Genomic DNA, 16443 nt, shown 5'->3' with positions numbered 1-16443 from the left:
TGATACCCTAAAGTATGAAGAAGAAGATTTTAATTGTTGACGATGAGCCAAATATTGTGATGTCGTTAGAGTACACCTTCAAAAAACAAGGTTTTGAAGTGTTTATTGCAAGAGATGGAAGTGAGGCTTTAGAAATATTAAAATATCATACGCCTAACGTTGTTTTGTTAGATATTATGATGCCAAATGTAGATGGGTATCAAACCTTAACATTTATAAAAGAAACAGAGAGTTTAAAACACATTAAAGTCGTGTTTTTAACCGCAAAGAATAAAGCTTCAGACGTTGAAAAGGGACTAAGTCTCGGAGCCGATAAATATTTAACTAAACCCTTTTCAGTAAAAAAAATAGTTTCTGAAATTCAGGAACTTGTGACTTAGAAACAGTCTGTTAAATCTTATTTAAAATTGGTTTTGTGTGCAAACAAACTAAGTTTAATTAAAATTTAAAGACATGAAGTTTCACATTAACCCATTAGCGTCAGATATAATTATAAGTATCTATGCAATTGCAACGCTTTTTATAAGGTTTAAATACGAAAACATTGCCAATGTAACACCTATGCTTTCTATAGTTATGGGGATTTGTTTCTTGGTGATTATTTGGGTACTTATAAAACTCAAAATACTAAATCCTAATTGGTTTGGCTTACTTAACTCTAAAAAAGCAAAGTCATGAAATACCAAGAATTTTATAACGAAAGTATACAGAACCCAGAACAATTCTGGAAAAATCAAGCGAGCAATATAGATTGGTTTAAATCACCTAAAACTATTTTGTCTAAGGATGAGTATGACTATAATCAGTGGTTTGAAGATGGTGAATTAAATCTCAGCTATTTATGTATCGATAAACATATTAAAGATGGTTTTGGAGATCAAAAAGCTTTAGTCTATGATTCACCTGTAACCCATACTAAAAAGCAAATTACATTTAATGAGTTACATCATGAAGTTTCAAAATTAGCCGGTGGTTTACAAAACTTAGGACTTACAAAGGGAGATACTTGTATTATTTATATGCCTATGATTCCGCAAGCTATTTTTGCAATGTTAGCTTGTGCGAGATTGGGTGTAATTCATTCTGTTGTTTTTGGTGGATTTGCACCTCATGAGTTGGCCATTCGTATTGACGATTGTAAACCCAAAGCTATTATTACAGCATCTAATGGTGTAGAAATCGAAAAGATTATTCCTTATAAGCCTTTTGTAGATGAAGCCATTGTAAAGGCCGTAAATAAACCTAAACATGTTATTGTTTTTGATCGGGAACTCGGGGTTGAAATCCCAGAGAAAGATTATGATATAGATTATACAACTTTAGTCGAAAAATCACCATCTATAGAAGCTGTTGCGGTAGCATCAACACATCCTTCTTATGTGTTATATACCTCAGGAACAACAGGAACGCCTAAAGGAATTATTAGAGATACAGGCGGATATGCAACAGCGCTTAAGTTCTCTATGAAATATATTTATGGTGTAGATGAAGGTGAAACCTTTTGGGCAGCAAGTGATGTTGGTTGGGTTGTGGGGCATAGTTTTATTGCTTACGGACCATTATTAAATAGAAATACAACTATTGTTTTTGAAGGTAAACCGATTAGAACACCAGATGCTTCTACTTTTTGGCGTGTAATAGATGAAAATAAAGTGAAAGCGATGTTTACGGCACCAACAGCTATAAGAGCAATTAAAAAGGAAGATCCAACAGGTAGTTTATTAAAACCATACGATTTATCTAGCTTAAAATATTTATTTCTAGCAGGTGAACGTTGTGATGTGGCTACTTTAAATTGGGCAGAAGAAAAATTAAATATTCCTGTTATTGACCATTGGTGGCAAACCGAAAGTGGGTGGCCTATGCTAGCTAATATGGTAGGTGTAGCGATTCAACCTATAAAAGAAGGATCAGCAGGTTTATCGGTATGTGGTTATGATATTCAAATATTAAATGAAGAAGGTGAAGAAGTCCAATCTAGTGTAGAAGGTTATGTGGTAGTAAAACTACCATTGCCACCAGGAACGCTAAGCAATCTTTGGGGAAACCCTGATCGTTTTAAGTTTGGGTATTTAAATCGTTTTCCTGGGTATTATTTTTCTGGAGATGGCGGTTATAAAGATGAAGATGGTTACGTATTTATAACGGGGCGTGTAGATGATATTATAAATGTTGCCGGACATCGTTTATCTACTGCAGAAATGGAAGAGATTGTATTTTCACATAAAGCGGTTGCAGAATGCGCTGTATTTGGTGTGCATTGTGAATTAAAGGGACAAAAGCCTTTAGGTTTAGTGGTTTTAAAAACAGATAAAGTTTATGAAGCAGAACAAACACAAAAGGAAATAATAAAAGACGTTAGACGAGAAATAGGAGCAGTGGCATCTTTTAGACAAGTACTTGTTGTACAGCGTTTACCAAAAACAAGAAGCGGTAAAACATTACGTAAATTATTACGAAATATTGCTGATGACCTAGAATTTAATGTACCATCAACCATTGATGATGTTGCTATTGTAGATGAAATAAAAGCAGTATATCAAATACATAAAATAGGGATTCATAGTTAGGATTTAAATTTAATATCTTTCAAAATAGAAATCACCAATAAACTCGTTTCCTCTCGTGTTTAATAATGCGTTTGAGAAATTTAGAAATAACAATAAAATATAAAAAGAATGAGTAATTATCATATAAAGCATTTAGAAGAATACTATCAAGTATATCGTAAATCGGTCAGAAATCCAGAAGTATTTTGGGAAGAAATAGCTGAAGAACACTTTATGTGGCGAAAAAAATGGGATAACGTATTAAGTTGGGATTTTTCAAAGCCAGAAATAAAGTGGTTTGAAGGTGCAGAACTTAATATTACAGAAAACTGTATCGATAGACATCTTTATACTAGAGGAGATAAAACAGCTATTATTTTTGAGCCTAATGATCCTACAGAAGAAGCCGAACATATTACCTATAAACAATTACATAAACGCGTTTGTAAATTTGCCAATGTTTTAAAAGAACAAGGCATTCAGAAAGGAGATCGTGTTTGTATTTATTTACCAATGATTCCCGAATTAGCAATTGCGACTTTAGCATGTGCGCGTATTGGAGCGATTCATTCTGTGGTCTTTGCAGGGTTTTCTTCTACAGCATTATCAACAAGAATAAATGATTCAGAATGTAAAATGGTCATTACAAGTGATGGTTCTTACCGAGGCTCAAAAACCATAGATTTAAAAGGAATTGTAGACGAAGCTTTAGATGAATGTCCAACGATTAATTCTGTTTTAGTTGTGAAGCGTATTCATTCTGAAATTTACATGAAAGAAGGACGTGACCATTGGTTACAACCTTTATTAGATAGTGCCGATAAGCGTTGTGAGCCAGAAATTATGAAGGCTGAAGATCCATTATTTATACTTTATACTTCGGGTTCAACAGGAAAGCCTAAAGGTATGGTGCATACAACTGCTGGTTATATGGTATATACGGCTTATACTTTTAAAAATGTTTTCCAATATAGAGAAAAAGATGTGTATTGGTGTACGGCAGATATTGGTTGGATTACGGGGCATAGTTACATTGTTTATGGTCCTTTATGTAATGGAGCGACAACGGTATTGTTTGAAGGTGTACCAAGTTACCCAGACTTTGGGCGCTTTTGGGAAATTGTAGAAAAACATAAAGTCAATCAATTTTATACAGCACCAACAGCTATTAGAGCTTTAGCAAAAGAAGGCGTTGAGCATTTAGAAAAACATGATTTATCATCCTTAAAAGTACTAGGAACAGTAGGAGAACCAATTAACGAAGAAGCATGGCATTGGTATGATGATAACGTTGGAAAGAAGAAATCACCAATAGTAGACACATGGTGGCAAACAGAAACTGGAGGTATAATGATTACGCCTATTGCTTTTGCAACACCAACAAAACCAACGTATGCTACTTTACCATTTATTGGTATTCAGCCGGCTTTGATGGATGAGCATGGCGCAGAAATAAAAGGGAATCAAGTTGATGGTAGATTGTGTATTAAATTCCCTTGGCCTAGTATGGCGAGAACTATTTGGGGAGATCACCAGCGTTATAAAGACACCTATTTCTCTGCTTATGATGGTAAATATTTTACAGGAGATGGTGCATTACGAGATGAGGTTGGTTACTACAGAATTACAGGTAGAGTAGATGATGTTATTATTGTTTCTGGTCATAACTTAGGAACAGCACCAATTGAAGATGCAATTAATGAACATCCTGCTGTTGCAGAAAGTGCCATAGTTGGTTTTCCTCATGATGTTAAAGGAAATGCACTTTATGGTTATGTGACTTTAAAAGAAACAGGCGAAAGTAGAAATCATGATAACTTACGTAAAGAGATCAATCAATTAATTACAGAGCAAATTGGACCTATTGCGAAGTTGAATAAAATTCAATTTACAAATGGTCTGCCTAAAACAAGAAGTGGTAAAATTATGCGTCGTATCTTAAGAAAGATTGCAAGTAATGATACTAGTAACTTAGGAGATACAAGTACATTACTGAATCCTGAAATTGTGCAAGAAATAATGGATAACGTCTTATAGATTTAAGATTCGTTTTCCTTTTTAGCTTTAGCAAGTTCAACAATAGCTTTTAGTCTAGCTTTGCGTTCGTCAGATTTAGACTTCAATTTATTCTTTTTCTGGTTAATCAGCCTGCTATGTTTAGCTTTGTTAACTGTGTTTTTTTCGCGTCCTTTTTTGGCCATGGTTAAATCATAAGTATCAAGTTGCAAAACTAAGCATAATTTAATATAAACTTAATGGCATTGTAGATCGCTTTTGTTCTACAATGCCATTTTACTTTTTTATCTTCGCCTCAAATTAGAAAAAGTTATGCTAAAAGCTGTATTATTTGACATGGATGGTGTTATTGTTGATACCGAACCTTTACACCGTAAAGCTTATTTTCAAATGTTTGATGAGGTAAACATCGATGTTACGAATGAATTGTTTGAATCTTTTACAGGACAATCCACTATTAATATCTGTAAATACTTAGTCGATCAGTTTAATTTAACTGAAACACCAGAATATTTAGTGAGTTTAAAACGTAAGCATTATAAATATTTGTTTGATAATGGAGAGCTAGATCTTATTGAAGGGGTTTTAGAGCGAATTAAAGATTTTCATGCTAATGGTGTAACTTTAGTCGTGGCTTCTTCTGCATCAATGCCAGGTATAGAACTTATTTTTAATCGTTTTGATCTTAATCCTTATTTTACTAATAAGTTTAGTGGAGCAGATTTAAAAGAATCTAAACCACATCCTGAAATTTTTATAAAAGCAGCAGAATCTACAGGTTTTGATAAGTCTGAATGTATGGTAATTGAAGATTCTACTAACGGAATTAAAGCAGCCAATGCGGCAGGAATTTTTTGTGTGGGTTACAAGAGTTTAAATTCTAAGAATCAAAATTATAAAATTGCTAATTATGTGATTTCTGATTTTAGTGAGATTGCTTTTTCAAAAAGTGATGAATTTTTTAAACCTTTGGTTTAGTCGATAAAATATTATTTTATAGTATAAAAAAAATGTTGCTAAGTAAATTAGCAACATTTTTTTGTTTTGTATGTTTTAGTGAAGGTTTATCCTTCAAATTCCATATCGTCCCCACCATTTCCTCGGTTAGAACGCTCTTTATTATTTAACATTTGATTAAATCTGTAGATGAATGAAACATTAACTTGGCGTTGTCTCCATTGAAACTCACTATAACTACTATAGAAATCTGTAGTCGTTACAGATTTATATTTCCTAGAGTTAAGTAAATCTCTAACGTTTACTGAAATAGTCGCTTTTTTATTTAGTATTTCTTTACTGAATGCTAAATCTAAAGAGAAAATACCTTCGGTATCCGATTGTGCTTCTTGTCTAGCACCTCTGTAAAAAGCACTTGTTTGCCAATCTATAGCTAGAGGTAAAGTTACCTTAGAGCTAAAACGTGCAAACCAACTTGTGTTTTTTGCTCCGTAATCAACGCCATTAAAATCACCTTCTGTTTCAAATTGAAAGAAATTAAAACTAGAGTTTAATCTTAACCATTTTTCTGGACTGTACATAATACCAAGTTCAGTTCCTATTCTTTTATTTGTCGCTAAATTAATAGGGATTGTTCTAATAATATCAATACCATCTGTAGTTGTTTGTCCTGTGTTTTCCTGTACGCGTTCAAAAGAATCTGTTTCGTATTGGTAATAAACAGATGAGGTTAAAGTCAATTCTTCCCAACGTTTTAAATATCCTAAATCAAAAGTACTAGAATATGCAGGAGCTAAATTAGGGTTTCCTTGAAATATATTTGTTCTACTAGAACGCGAAGGAAAAGGGTTAATGTACCAACCACGGGGACGGTTAATTCTTCTATTAAAACCTAGTGTAATGCTTTCTTCATTTCCAGAATCAGAATCAGTTAAATTATAAATAAAATTAACGGTAGGGAAGAGACCTAAATAATTATTGTCAAAATCAGTGTCAATAGGAAAGCCAAATTCTGCAACCAACTCATCCTCGTTTAGAAGAGAATTAATTTTTCCTTTTAATTGTGTGTTTTCCAATCTTAAACCAAATAAGAAAGAGAATTTCCCTATTTTAGATCCATATTGAGTATATAAAGCATTTACATTTTCAGTATAATCGAAAATATTTGAATTAACGTCATTAATTTCAAGTATTCCTGTATCTAGATTTTCTTGGTTTAATTGATAATCAGTTACGCTATTTTCAAAACTTCCACGATACCCAGCTTCAAAACGAGAATCTTTTCCAAGCGGTAATACATAATCAGCTTGAAGTAAATATTCATTTTGATCTTCGTTTGTAAACTCTTGTTCTATTTGAAAAGGTTCTGGATTAGTTTGGTTTGTGTAAATGTAATCTTCATCTAAATAAGTTATTCCATCTTCTTTCTTTTTTTCATATTGAAAATCAGCGGTAAGTTTATGGTCACTATCTTCTCCAAATTTTTTCACATAGTTAAGAGCAACTTGATAGCCGTTGTCTTTTTCTGTTTCCCTTTCCATTCTAAGAGTTCTTTCAACTATCACATTATTGTTAAAGCGGTCACTATTATTTTTAGAAACGTCAGAATCATTTCCAAAGTTGTAAAATAAGCTACCTGTTATAGAAGACGATTCGTCTAAAAAGTACTCCATTCCAATGTTAGCATTGTAGTTTCTGCTTAAGCGATCTACTTTTTTATCCTCACTAATTCTTCTAAATTCAGGTTCATCAACTGATCCATCATCGTTTAAGGTATCAAAGTAATCTACATCAGTAAAAGTTGTACGTGGAGCATCTGAATAACGCCATCCAAAATTAGAAAATAGATTGTATTTTTCTTTGCGGTAATTTAATGTAGCAGAGACACCTAAATTATCAGGGTTACCTGCTGTTAAATTAATAGATCCATTAAAGCCAAGTGTTTCTTTTTGTCTTAATATAATATTAAGAATTCCTGCAGTACCTTCAGCATCGTATCTTGCAGAAGGAGATGTAATCACTTCAACACGCTCTATAGCTTCAGCGGGTAATTGACTTAATATATTACTGTCTCCAAAACCTGCCATTGCAGATGGTTTTCCATTAATCAAGATGCGGACATTTTCATTTCCTCTTAAACTAATAGCGCCTTCAACATCAACATCTACAGAAGGTACATTATTAAGTGCATCACTTACAGTTCCTCCAGCAGTAGTTAAATCTTGGCCTATATTATAGATTTTTTTATCTAATTTAATTTCTACAGTAGTTCTTTCTGCAACAACCATAACTTCATTAAGGGTAGAAACATCTAATTCTAAATTAATGGTTCCTAAATTGAGATCTTTTGTTATGTTTTGTTCTGGGAAAGTCTTTGTTATATATGAAATATATTCTACGGATATCTCGTAAATCCCAGAAGAAACTTCAACTTCAAATTTACCGTTGAGATCTGTAATACCACCTGTTACAATTGTATTATCTGCTTTGGATTTAACAACAACAGTTGCATATTCTAAAGGGATATTAGTATCTTTTTCAACAATTACACCCTTAATTTTTACGTCTTTTTGAGCAAACGAAAAATTTAGAAAAAAAAGAATAAAGGTAGCGGTTATAATATTTATTTTCATTGCAAGTTTTTAGTTAAGCAACAAAAATAAGGTTCCTTGTCATGTATTTGGTTAATCTTATGTTAAAGCAAATAAGGATGTGTTAAAGCCTAAAAAGTTTAGCATAATGTGATTATTAATCATCCTTATCCTTTTTCCTTTTTCTTTTTTCTTTTACAACTTCTTTTTCATCAAAACCACCCTTTATCATTTCCATTAATTTGGTCATATCATTTTCAGAAATAAGTTCTTGTAATTCTACGAAATGAGTATCATCTAATTCTTTTACCGCAGCTTTTCTGTCAATAGAATGCTCAAATTGTATTTTAAAAAGAGCCATTTTTTCCTCAAAATAGCTGTTTATATTTTGTTTAATAATATGTTTTTGAAAATCATCTGCTTCTAAGGTTGATAAGAAATTATCAATATATTCCTCTTTGCGTTCTTCCATTTCTCGTTCTCTCTTAGCTATTTCTTTATCTGTAGGTTCATTATTTGTTTGAGGAACACCACCCATGCTACTTCGACGACTTCGTTGCGCTTGAATATTTAAAGTTAAAAAGAGTGTAAAAAGGATTAAGATTATTTTTTTCATGATTGATGTGTTATATAATTTCTAATATAGATTCTGTAGGTCTGCCTATTACAGCTTTATCTCCATTGATCACTATTGGACGTTCTATAAGTTTTGGATTAAGCACCATGGCATCGATAATCTCTTTATCTAATAATGTTTTTCCTTTATAGTCAGATTTCCAAATCGCTTCGTTTTTTCGAACTAAATCTATTGGTTTTATCTCTAATTTAGAAATAATGACTTCTAATTCTTTAGCTGTTAATTTTTCATCAAGGTATTTAATAATTTTAAAATCTTTACCAGATTCTTCAATTAAAGCAAGTCCTTGTCTCGACTTAGAACATCTTGGGTTATGGTATATTGTAATCATAATTTCTGTGTATTATAATTTATCTAATGATTCTTCTTTCTGACCCATCATCATTAAATAGGCTTTTAGGAAGGGTTCGATATCTCCATCCATAACAGCATCTACATTTCCTGTTTCGTGAGCGGAACGTACATCTTTTACTAATTTATAAGGATGCATTACGTAATTTCTAATTTGACTTCCCCATTCAATTTTCATTTTCCCTGCTTCAATATCGTCACGTTGTGCCATTTGTTTTTGTAGCTCAATTTCATACAATTGAGATTTTAACATTTGCATGGCTCTTGCTCTGTTATCTTGCTGAGAACGTGTCTCTGAACATTGAATTTGAATCCCAGAAGGTTTATGTTTTAACTGTACTTTAGTTTCCACTTTATTTACATTTTGTCCACCAGCACCACTAGATCTTGCTGTCGTAATTTCAATATCAGCAGGATTGATGGCTATTTCGATAGAATCATCTACCAATGGGTAAACATAAACCGAAGCAAAACTTGTATGTCGTTTGGCATTACTATCAAAAGGAGAAATACGGACTAAGCGATGTACGCCATTTTCGCCTTTAAGCCAACCAAAAGCATAAGCACCTTCAATTTCTATGGTTACGGTTTTTATTCCGGCAACATCTCCGTCTTGTAAGTTAAGTTCCTTTACTTTAAAGCCACTTTTCTCAGCATACATTAGGTACATACGCATTAGCATACTTGCCCAATCACAAGATTCTGTCCCACCTGCGCCAGCTGTAATTTGAAGCACGGCACTTAAGCTGTCTCCTTCTTCTGAAAGCATGTTTTTGAACTCTAATTTTTCAATTGCATTTACAGTCAATTCAAAATTAGTTTCAACATTTTCCATTGAAGCTTCATCCTCTTTGTAAAATTCGTAAATAACTTCTAAATCTTCAAAAAGAGATTTTGCAGCTTTAAAATCTATAACCCAACTTTTTTTCTCACGAATGGATTTCATAACCAATTCTGCGGCTTTGGAATCATTCCAAAAATTAGGGTCAAAAGTTTGTTCTTCTTCGTTGGCAATTTCTACAAGCTTGGCATCTAAGTCAAAGATACTGCCTAAGTACGTCTAGACGGGAATTAAGATCTTTTATTTGATCTGAAGTAATCATAAATATATGTATTTTCTACAAATATAAGATGTGAAGTTAAAGTGCCATAATTTTGAATCGGTTTTTTGAAAAATCCGTAATTTTAGCATCTAAATTTTCCATGAAATGATAATAGATTTAAGAAGCGATACCGTAACAAAACCTTCTAAAGGGATGTTAGATGCTATGATGTCTGCACAAGTAGGTGATGATGTTTTTAGAGAAGATGCTACGATGAATGCCTTAGAAGAACGCTTAGCTAAAATGTTTGGAAAAGAAAAAGCTTTATTTTTTCCTTCTGGAAGTATGGCTAATCAGGTGGCTATAAAACTTCATACCAATCCTGGGGAACAAGTTATTTGCGATAAATATGCACATATATATAATTATGAAGTAGGAGGTGTGGCTTTTCATAGTGGTGCATCTTGTAAACTTTTAGATGGAAACCGTGGTATGTTTACTGCAGAACAAGTGAAAGAAGCGATTAGTCCTTCAGAATATTATTACAGTCAAACCAGTTTAGTTGAAGTTGAAAACACAACGAATAAAGGTGGTGGTGCTTGTTGGAATTTTGCAGAAATAGAAAAAATAAAAGCAGTTTGTAAAACGAATAATTTAGGCTTTCATTTAGATGGCGCACGTTTATGGAATGCTATGGTTGCTAAAAATGAATCCACAATGCAGTATGGAAATGCTTTTGATACTATTTCTGTTTGTTTAAGTAAAGGATTAGGTTGCCCTGTCGGTTCTGTTTTAGTCGGAGGTGAAGAGGTTATGAAAAAATCACTCAGCTTAAGAAAACTTTTTGGAGGTAATATGCGACAAGTTGGGTATTTGGCAGCGGCAGGTTTGTATGCTTTAGATCATAATGTAGAGCGTTTGGCTGATGATCATAGAAAAGCAAAAGAAATAGGAAGGGAGTTATCTCGATTATCTTTTATTAAAAAAGTAGAACCTATAGAAACCAACATCATCATTTTTGAATTAAACGATGATGTTAATGAATCTCATTTTTTACAGCAACTTCTTGAAAAAAACATACATATTATAGGTATGGGTAGCAACAAATTGCGAATGGTTACACATTTGGATTATACAGACCAAATGCATGATAAGCTTTTAAGTGAATTAAAAACTATTTAAACATATCCATACCAGGAATATTTGGCATGCCTTCTTTAGCTACAGCAGCAACTTCTGTTTCGTGTACATTAGTTGCTTTTTCAATAGCCTTATTAAGGGCAAGAATTAAATAATCTTCAAGCATATCTTTGTCTTGAAGTAACTCATCAGCGATGCTAATAGATTTAATAGTTCTATTTGCTGTAATTGTTACTTTTAGTTTATCGTCATTGCTAGCTTCGTCAATTAAAACGGTATGTAAACGTTCTTTAGTTTCTTCAACTTTTTTCTGAGCTTCTTTCAATTTGCCCATCATTCCCATCATATCTCCAAACATAATCTTGTCTTTTAAATTTATTAAGGTGCAAAATTACTAAATTGCGCCTCTTTTTAGACCAAATATTCATAACAAATGATAAAAAATTCGGATATAAATCCACCTGTAGCCAAAAAAATAGCACATCAATTAGAAAAACATGATGATGTACGTATTGATAATTATTTTTGGATGAAAGACAGGGAACACCCTGAAGTTATTGATTACCTTAATGCAGAAAATGAGTATTGCGATACCCAAATGGCACATACTAAAGACTTTCAGAATGATTTATTTGAAGAAATGAAAGCCAGAATAAAGGAAGATGATTCTTCAGTTCCTTATAAATATAATGGGTATTGGTACATTACTAAATTCGAAAAAGGTAAAGATTATCCTATTTACACACGTAAAAAAGAAAATCTAGATAATCCTGAAGAATTGTTATTTGACTGTAATAAAATGGCAGAAGGAGAAAGCTATTTTAAATTATCTGGTATAAGTATCAGTCCAGATAATAAATTGGTTTCTTATGGTATTGATAATACAGGAAGAAGAAATTACACCGTATATATTAAGAATTTAGAAACTGATGAAGTTGCTTCAGACCGTGTTTTAAACACCACAGGTTCTTCAAGTTGGGCAAACGATAATGAAACTTTATTTTATACTAAAAAAGATGAAGTAACGCTTAGAGCATTTCAAATTTATAAACACCGATTAGGAGATAATACAGAAGATGAACTTGTATTTGAAGAAGGTGATGATACATTTGGAGCTGCTGTTTATAAGTCAAAATCTAGGAAATATATCATTATTGCATGTTACAGTACGTTAACTAATGAATATCATATTTTAGATGCTAATAATCCTGAAGGAAAATTTAAAGTATTTCAACCTAGAGTTAGAGGATTAGAATATAGCATTTCGCATTATGATGATCATTTCTACATTATGACGAATTTAGATAAGGCAACGAACTTTAAACTCATGAAGACTTCAGAAGATAAAACTGAAGTTGAAAATTGGACAGAAGTTATAGCACACCGAGTAGATGTTTTATTAGAGGATATTGATATTTTTAAAGATTATTTAGTAATTGGTGAGCGTAAAAATGGTTTAAACGAAATCAGAATTATGCGTTGGGATGGAAGTGAAGATTATTACTTACCCTTCGATAATGAAACTTATACGGCGTACACAGGGACAAATGTAGAGTTTGAAACTGAAATATTGCGTTATGGTTATAATTCTATGACAACACCATCGTCTGTTATTGAATTTAACATGAGAACTAAGGAGAAAACGATCTTAAAAGAACAAGAAGTTTTAGGAGGTACTTTTGATAAAGATAATTATACTTCAGAACGAATATGGGCAACTGCAGAAGATGGTACAAAAATACCAATGTCTGTAGTTTATAAAAAAGGAATTAAAAAAGATGGTAAAAATCCATTATTACAATACGCTTACGGAAGTTACGGAGCTACAATAGATCCTTATTTTTCAACTGTTAGATTAAGTTTGTTAGATCGCGGATTCATTTACGTCATTACACATATTAGAGGTGGAGAATATTTAGGACGTGATTGGTATGAGGATGGAAAGTTACTGACTAAGAAAAATACGTTTGCAGATTTTATAGCTTGTTCTATTCATTTAATTAAAGAGCGTTACACGTCTTCTCAACATTTATATGCTATGGGTGGAAGCGCAGGGGGGTTATTAATGGGCGCCATTGTTAACGATGCACCTGAATTGTATAATGGTGTTATTGCAGCCGTACCTTTTGTGGATGTCATTACAACAATGTTAGATGATTCAATTCCTTTAACAACAGGAGAGTATGACGAATGGGGAAATCCCAACGATGCTTTATATTATAATTATATAAAATCGTATTCGCCTTACGATAATGTGGAAGCTAAAGCCTATCCTAACATGTTAATAACAACCGGACTTCACGATTCGCAAGTACAATACTGGGAACCTGCGAAATGGGTTGCAAAACTTAGAGATGTGAAAACTGATGGTAATAAACTATATTTAAAAACGAATATGGATGCTGGTCATGGTGGTGCTTCAGGTCGTTTTGAAAGTTTAAAAGAAGACGCAGAAGAATTCGCCTTTTTACTGGACTTAGAAGGGATCAAAAACTAGTTTTAAATAAAAAATGTTACTTTTGACAGATTTTAGGTGTCTAATTGATACTGAAAAATAGTTTATATGAAGCAAAATAAAAATGTATTTGATAATGTCCTTCAACTTGTAGGAAATACACCACTTGTCAAATTAAATAGAATAGCTGCTAACTTTAATGGAGAATTTTACGCAAAAGTAGAAGCTTTCAACCCAGGTCATTCTTCAAAAGATAGAATTGCATTACATATAATAAACGAAGCAGAACGTCAAGGTATATTATCACCAGGAGATACGATTATAGAAACAACCTCTGGTAATACAGGTTTTAGTATTGCTATGGTAAGTATCATTAAAGGATACAAATGTATTTTAGCTGTAAGTTCTAAATCTTCACCAGATAAAATAGACATGTTAAAGTCTATGGGAGCAAAAGTTTACGTTTGTCCTGCGCATGTTAAAGCAGATGATCCTCGTTCTTATTATGAGGTTGCTAAACGTTTGCATGAAGAAACTGAAGGATCTATATACATTAATCAATACTTTAATAAATTAAATATTGATGCACATTATAAAACTACAGGTCCTGAAATTTGGGAGCAAACAGAAGGTGAAATTACACATTTAGTCGCTTGTAGTGGAACAGGAGGTACTATTTCTGGAATCTCTAAATATTTAAAAGAACAGAATTCAGATATCAAAGTTATAGGTGTTGATGCTTATGGTTCTGTACTTAAAAAATATCATGAGACTAGAGAATTTGATGATAAAGAAATTTATCCCTACCGAATTGAAGGTTTAGGTAAAAACCTTATTCCTGCAGCAACAGACTTCGATTTAATAGATAAGTTTGTTAAGGTTACTGATGAAGAGAGCGCACATACAGCAAGAGAGATTTCTAATACAGAAGGTCTTTTTGTTGGTTATACTAGTGGAGCAGCAATGCAAGCACTAAAACAACTTAATGAAGCAGGTGAATTTAAGCCTACAGATAAGGTTGTTGTGATTTTTCCGGATCATGGGTCACGATATATGAGTAAAATATATAGTGATAAGTGGATGGAAGATCAAGGTTTTTTTGATACCAAAAATGAAGTTCAGTCTGTTGTCGATTACGTAAAATAGGTCTGACTTTAAAATATATATGCCTATTGCAATAGTTGTAATGGGTCTTTTTTTGCAGAATAATTAAAATAGTTATTATGAACATCGGTTTATAACTTGTGAATACTTCACTAAATAAATTATGCATTCATAATATTATTAACTAATTTTGCACGCACTAACTAGATTAAATTAATAGCAATTAATAGTTCAGTTTATGTCTTAAAACATAGAATTAACCATTAATAGTAAAGAATACGCATGCATGAAGGATTTATTTGAAAAGATTTATAGAGATAAAGGACCTCTAGGTAAATGGGCTGCCCAAGCAGAAGGTTATTTTGTATTTCCAAAACTTGAAGGTCACATTTCTAATAGAATGAAATTTCAAGGTAAGGATGTAATCACTTGGAGTATTAATGATTATTTAGGTTTGGCTAACAATCCAGAGGTAAGAAAAGTAGATGCGGAAGCAGCTGCAGCTTACGGTTCTGCTTACCCAATGGGAGCAAGAATGATGTCTGGCCACACAGATTTACACGAAAAATTACAGGAAGAACTTGCCGCTTTTGTTAATAAAGAAGCAGCTTACCTATTGAATTTTGGTTACCAAGGAATGGTTTCTACGATTGATGCCTTAGTTTCTAAAGATGATGTTATTGTATATGATGTAGATGCACATGCTTGTATTATCGATGGTGTGCGTTTACACATGGGAAAACGTTTTACTTACAAACATAACGATGTAGCAAGTTTAGAAAAGAATCTTGAGCGAGCTACAAAAATGGCTGAACATACTGGAGGTGGAATCTTAGTGATTTCTGAAGGTGTTTTTGGAATGCGTGGTGAGCAAGGTCGTTTAAAAGAAATTGTTGCCCTTAAAGAAAAATTCCAATTTAGACTATTTGTAGATGATGCTCATGGATTTGGTACATTAGGTGCAACAGGTGCTGGTACTGGTGAAGAGCAAGGTGTACAAGATGATATCGATGTGTATTTTGCAACTTTTGCTAAATCAATGGCAAGCACAGGTGCATTTATTGCTGCAGATAAAGAAATTATCGATTACTTAAAATATAACTTACGTTCTCAAATGTTCGCTAAGTCCTTACAAATGCAACTTGTTGTAGGAGCATTAAAACGTTTGGATATGTTGCGTACAATGCCAGAATTAAAGAATAATCTTTGGACGATTGTAAATGCATTACAATCAGGTTTAAAAGAAAGAGGTTTTGATATCGGAACAACACAAAGTTGTGTAACTCCTGTGTATTTAAAAGGAAGTATTCCTGAAGCCATGGCTTTAGTGAGAGACTTACGTGAAAACTACGGAATTTTCTGTTCTATTGTTGTATATCCAGTAATACCAAAAGGATTAATTTTATTAAGAATGATTCCTACTGCTACGCATACTTTAGTAGATGTAAAAGAAACTTTAGATGCATTTGATGCTATTAGAGAACGTTTAGAAAACGGTACTTATAAAAGAATGTCTGCAGCTTTAATTGCTGCAATGGGAGAGTAATTATAACTTATACCACATAAAAAAACGGTCAATACATTATTTGTATTGACCGTT

General features: G+C 32.7%; 15 protein-coding genes. 9 read left to right on the top strand and 6 right to left on the bottom strand.

The window, feature by feature from the left end; genetic code table 11:
• The first annotated feature begins 14 nt into the window (after positions 1 to 14).
• The 4 genes from H0I32_RS01260 to acs all read left to right on the top strand — a co-directional run bounded on the left by H0I32_RS01260 (position 15) and on the right by acs (position 4586).
• Complete coding sequence (locus H0I32_RS01260) at positions 15 to 380, top strand: response regulator transcription factor (RefSeq protein ID WP_179312982.1); 366 nt, start codon at positions 15 to 17, stop codon at positions 378 to 380.
• Positions 381 to 453: 73 nt separating this feature from the next.
• Complete coding sequence (locus H0I32_RS01255; RefSeq protein WP_173589259.1) at positions 454 to 678, top strand: hypothetical protein; 225 nt, start codon at positions 454 to 456, stop codon at positions 676 to 678.
• Positions 675 to 2570, top strand: coding sequence for an AMP-binding protein (locus tag H0I32_RS01250; protein ID WP_179312983.1), 1896 nt, complete (start codon positions 675 to 677; stop codon positions 2568 to 2570). Before H0I32_RS01255 ends, H0I32_RS01250 begins: the two co-directional genes overlap by 4 nt.
• Before the next feature lie 108 nt (positions 2571 to 2678).
• The gene (gene acs / locus H0I32_RS01245; protein WP_173589261.1) at positions 2679 to 4586 is read left to right on the top strand and encodes an acetate--CoA ligase; all 1908 of its coding nucleotides are present in this window, start codon (positions 2679 to 2681) and stop codon (positions 4584 to 4586) included.
• A 2-nt stretch (positions 4587 to 4588) separates the two neighbouring features.
• Here the strand turns inward: acs and H0I32_RS01240 are convergent, their stop codons facing one another.
• The gene (locus H0I32_RS01240) at positions 4589 to 4777 is read right to left on the bottom strand and encodes a hypothetical protein (protein ID WP_173589207.1); all 189 of its coding nucleotides are present in this window, start codon (positions 4775 to 4777) and stop codon (positions 4589 to 4591) included.
• A 100-nt stretch (positions 4778 to 4877) separates the two neighbouring features.
• On the opposite strand from H0I32_RS01240, the gene H0I32_RS01235 reads away from it, so the two are divergent.
• The gene (locus H0I32_RS01235; RefSeq protein ID WP_179312984.1) at positions 4878 to 5543 is read left to right on the top strand and encodes an HAD family hydrolase; all 666 of its coding nucleotides are present in this window, start codon (positions 4878 to 4880) and stop codon (positions 5541 to 5543) included.
• 86 nt (positions 5544 to 5629) lie between these two features.
• On the opposite strand, the gene H0I32_RS01230 is transcribed toward H0I32_RS01235, so the two are convergent.
• From H0I32_RS01230 to prfB, 4 genes are all read right to left on the bottom strand, one after another.
• Positions 5630 to 8155 carry a TonB-dependent receptor domain-containing protein gene (locus H0I32_RS01230; protein ID WP_173589263.1) on the bottom strand — a complete coding sequence of 842 codons (2526 nt, stop codon included), beginning with the start codon at positions 8153 to 8155 and terminating at the stop codon, positions 5630 to 5632.
• 115 nt (positions 8156 to 8270) lie between these two features.
• Positions 8271 to 8729, bottom strand: a complete 459-nt coding sequence (locus tag H0I32_RS01225) for a hypothetical protein (protein WP_173589264.1) — start codon at positions 8727 to 8729, stop codon at positions 8271 to 8273.
• Positions 8730 to 8739: 10 nt separating this feature from the next.
• On the bottom strand, positions 8740 to 9081 hold the full coding sequence (gene arsC / locus H0I32_RS01220) for an arsenate reductase (glutaredoxin) (RefSeq protein WP_173589265.1): 342 nt from the start codon (positions 9079 to 9081) through the stop codon (positions 8740 to 8742).
• Between the two features lie 12 nt (positions 9082 to 9093).
• A protein-coding gene (gene prfB / locus H0I32_RS01215) for a peptide chain release factor 2 (protein ID WP_173589266.1) occupies positions 9094 to 10204 on the bottom strand; the annotation gives its coding sequence in 2 pieces (ribosomal slippage) (positions 9094 to 10140 and positions 10142 to 10204; 1110 coding nt in all).
• A 105-nt stretch (positions 10205 to 10309) separates the two neighbouring features.
• Here prfB and H0I32_RS01210 point away from each other — a divergent pair.
• Positions 10310 to 11326 (top strand): threonine aldolase family protein, encoded by a 1017-nt coding sequence (locus H0I32_RS01210; RefSeq protein WP_179312985.1) that lies wholly within the window; start codon positions 10310 to 10312, stop codon positions 11324 to 11326.
• On the opposite strand, the gene H0I32_RS01205 is transcribed toward H0I32_RS01210, so the two are convergent.
• The gene (locus H0I32_RS01205) at positions 11319 to 11642 is read right to left on the bottom strand and encodes a YbaB/EbfC family nucleoid-associated protein (protein WP_173589268.1); all 324 of its coding nucleotides are present in this window, start codon (positions 11640 to 11642) and stop codon (positions 11319 to 11321) included. The genes H0I32_RS01210 and H0I32_RS01205 overlap by 8 nt on opposite strands.
• 75 nt (positions 11643 to 11717) lie before the next feature.
• On the opposite strand from H0I32_RS01205, the gene H0I32_RS01200 reads away from it, so the two are divergent.
• The 3 genes from H0I32_RS01200 to H0I32_RS01190 all read left to right on the top strand — a co-directional run bounded on the left by H0I32_RS01200 (position 11718) and on the right by H0I32_RS01190 (position 16389).
• Positions 11718 to 13781: a S9 family peptidase gene (locus H0I32_RS01200; RefSeq protein ID WP_179312986.1), complete on the top strand. Its 2064-nt coding sequence runs from the start codon at positions 11718 to 11720 to the stop codon at positions 13779 to 13781.
• Between the two features lie 66 nt (positions 13782 to 13847).
• On the top strand, positions 13848 to 14885 hold the full coding sequence (locus H0I32_RS01195) for a PLP-dependent cysteine synthase family protein (protein ID WP_179312987.1): 1038 nt from the start codon (positions 13848 to 13850) through the stop codon (positions 14883 to 14885).
• A gap of 244 nt (positions 14886 to 15129) precedes the next feature.
• Entirely contained in the window at positions 15130 to 16389 is a 1260-nt protein-coding gene (locus tag H0I32_RS01190; protein ID WP_173589271.1) for an aminotransferase class I/II-fold pyridoxal phosphate-dependent enzyme, read from the top strand.
• Positions 16390 to 16443 lie beyond the last annotated feature (54 nt).

The organism is Winogradskyella sp. HaHa_3_26, assembly GCF_019278425.1.
Taxonomy (GTDB): Bacteria; Bacteroidota; Bacteroidia; order Flavobacteriales; family Flavobacteriaceae; genus Winogradskyella; species Winogradskyella undariae.
Note: the sequence above shows the minus strand (reverse complement) of the source record. Positions and strands in the feature narration are given on the sequence as shown.

What these genes read in the sequence shown, in the direction of transcription:
- acs (WP_173589261.1), top strand. Translation starts at nt 2,679, where the DNA reads ATGAGTAATTATCATATAAAGCATTTAGAAGAATACTATCAAGTATAT.
- H0I32_RS01210 (WP_179312985.1), top strand. Translation starts at nt 10,310, where the DNA reads ATGATAATAGATTTAAGAAGCGATACCGTAACAAAACCTTCTAAAGGG.
- H0I32_RS01190 (WP_173589271.1), top strand. Translation starts at nt 15,130, where the DNA reads ATGAAGGATTTATTTGAAAAGATTTATAGAGATAAAGGACCTCTAGGT.
- H0I32_RS01250 (WP_179312983.1), top strand. Translation starts at nt 675, where the DNA reads ATGAAATACCAAGAATTTTATAACGAAAGTATACAGAACCCAGAACAA.
- H0I32_RS01225 (WP_173589264.1), bottom strand. Translation starts at nt 8,729, where the DNA reads ATGAAAAAAATAATCTTAATCCTTTTTACACTCTTTTTAACTTTAAAT.
- H0I32_RS01235 (WP_179312984.1), top strand. Translation starts at nt 4,878, where the DNA reads ATGCTAAAAGCTGTATTATTTGACATGGATGGTGTTATTGTTGATACC.
- H0I32_RS01260 (WP_179312982.1), top strand. Translation starts at nt 15, where the DNA reads ATGAAGAAGAAGATTTTAATTGTTGACGATGAGCCAAATATTGTGATG.
- H0I32_RS01230 (WP_173589263.1), bottom strand. Translation starts at nt 8,155, where the DNA reads ATGAAAATAAATATTATAACCGCTACCTTTATTCTTTTTTTTCTAAAT.
- H0I32_RS01205 (WP_173589268.1), bottom strand. Translation starts at nt 11,642, where the DNA reads ATGTTTGGAGATATGATGGGAATGATGGGCAAATTGAAAGAAGCTCAG.
- H0I32_RS01195 (WP_179312987.1), top strand. Translation starts at nt 13,848, where the DNA reads ATGAAGCAAAATAAAAATGTATTTGATAATGTCCTTCAACTTGTAGGA.
- H0I32_RS01255 (WP_173589259.1), top strand. Translation starts at nt 454, where the DNA reads ATGAAGTTTCACATTAACCCATTAGCGTCAGATATAATTATAAGTATC.
- arsC (WP_173589265.1), bottom strand. Translation starts at nt 9,081, where the DNA reads ATGATTACAATATACCATAACCCAAGATGTTCTAAGTCGAGACAAGGA.
- H0I32_RS01200 (WP_179312986.1), top strand. Translation starts at nt 11,718, where the DNA reads ATGATAAAAAATTCGGATATAAATCCACCTGTAGCCAAAAAAATAGCA.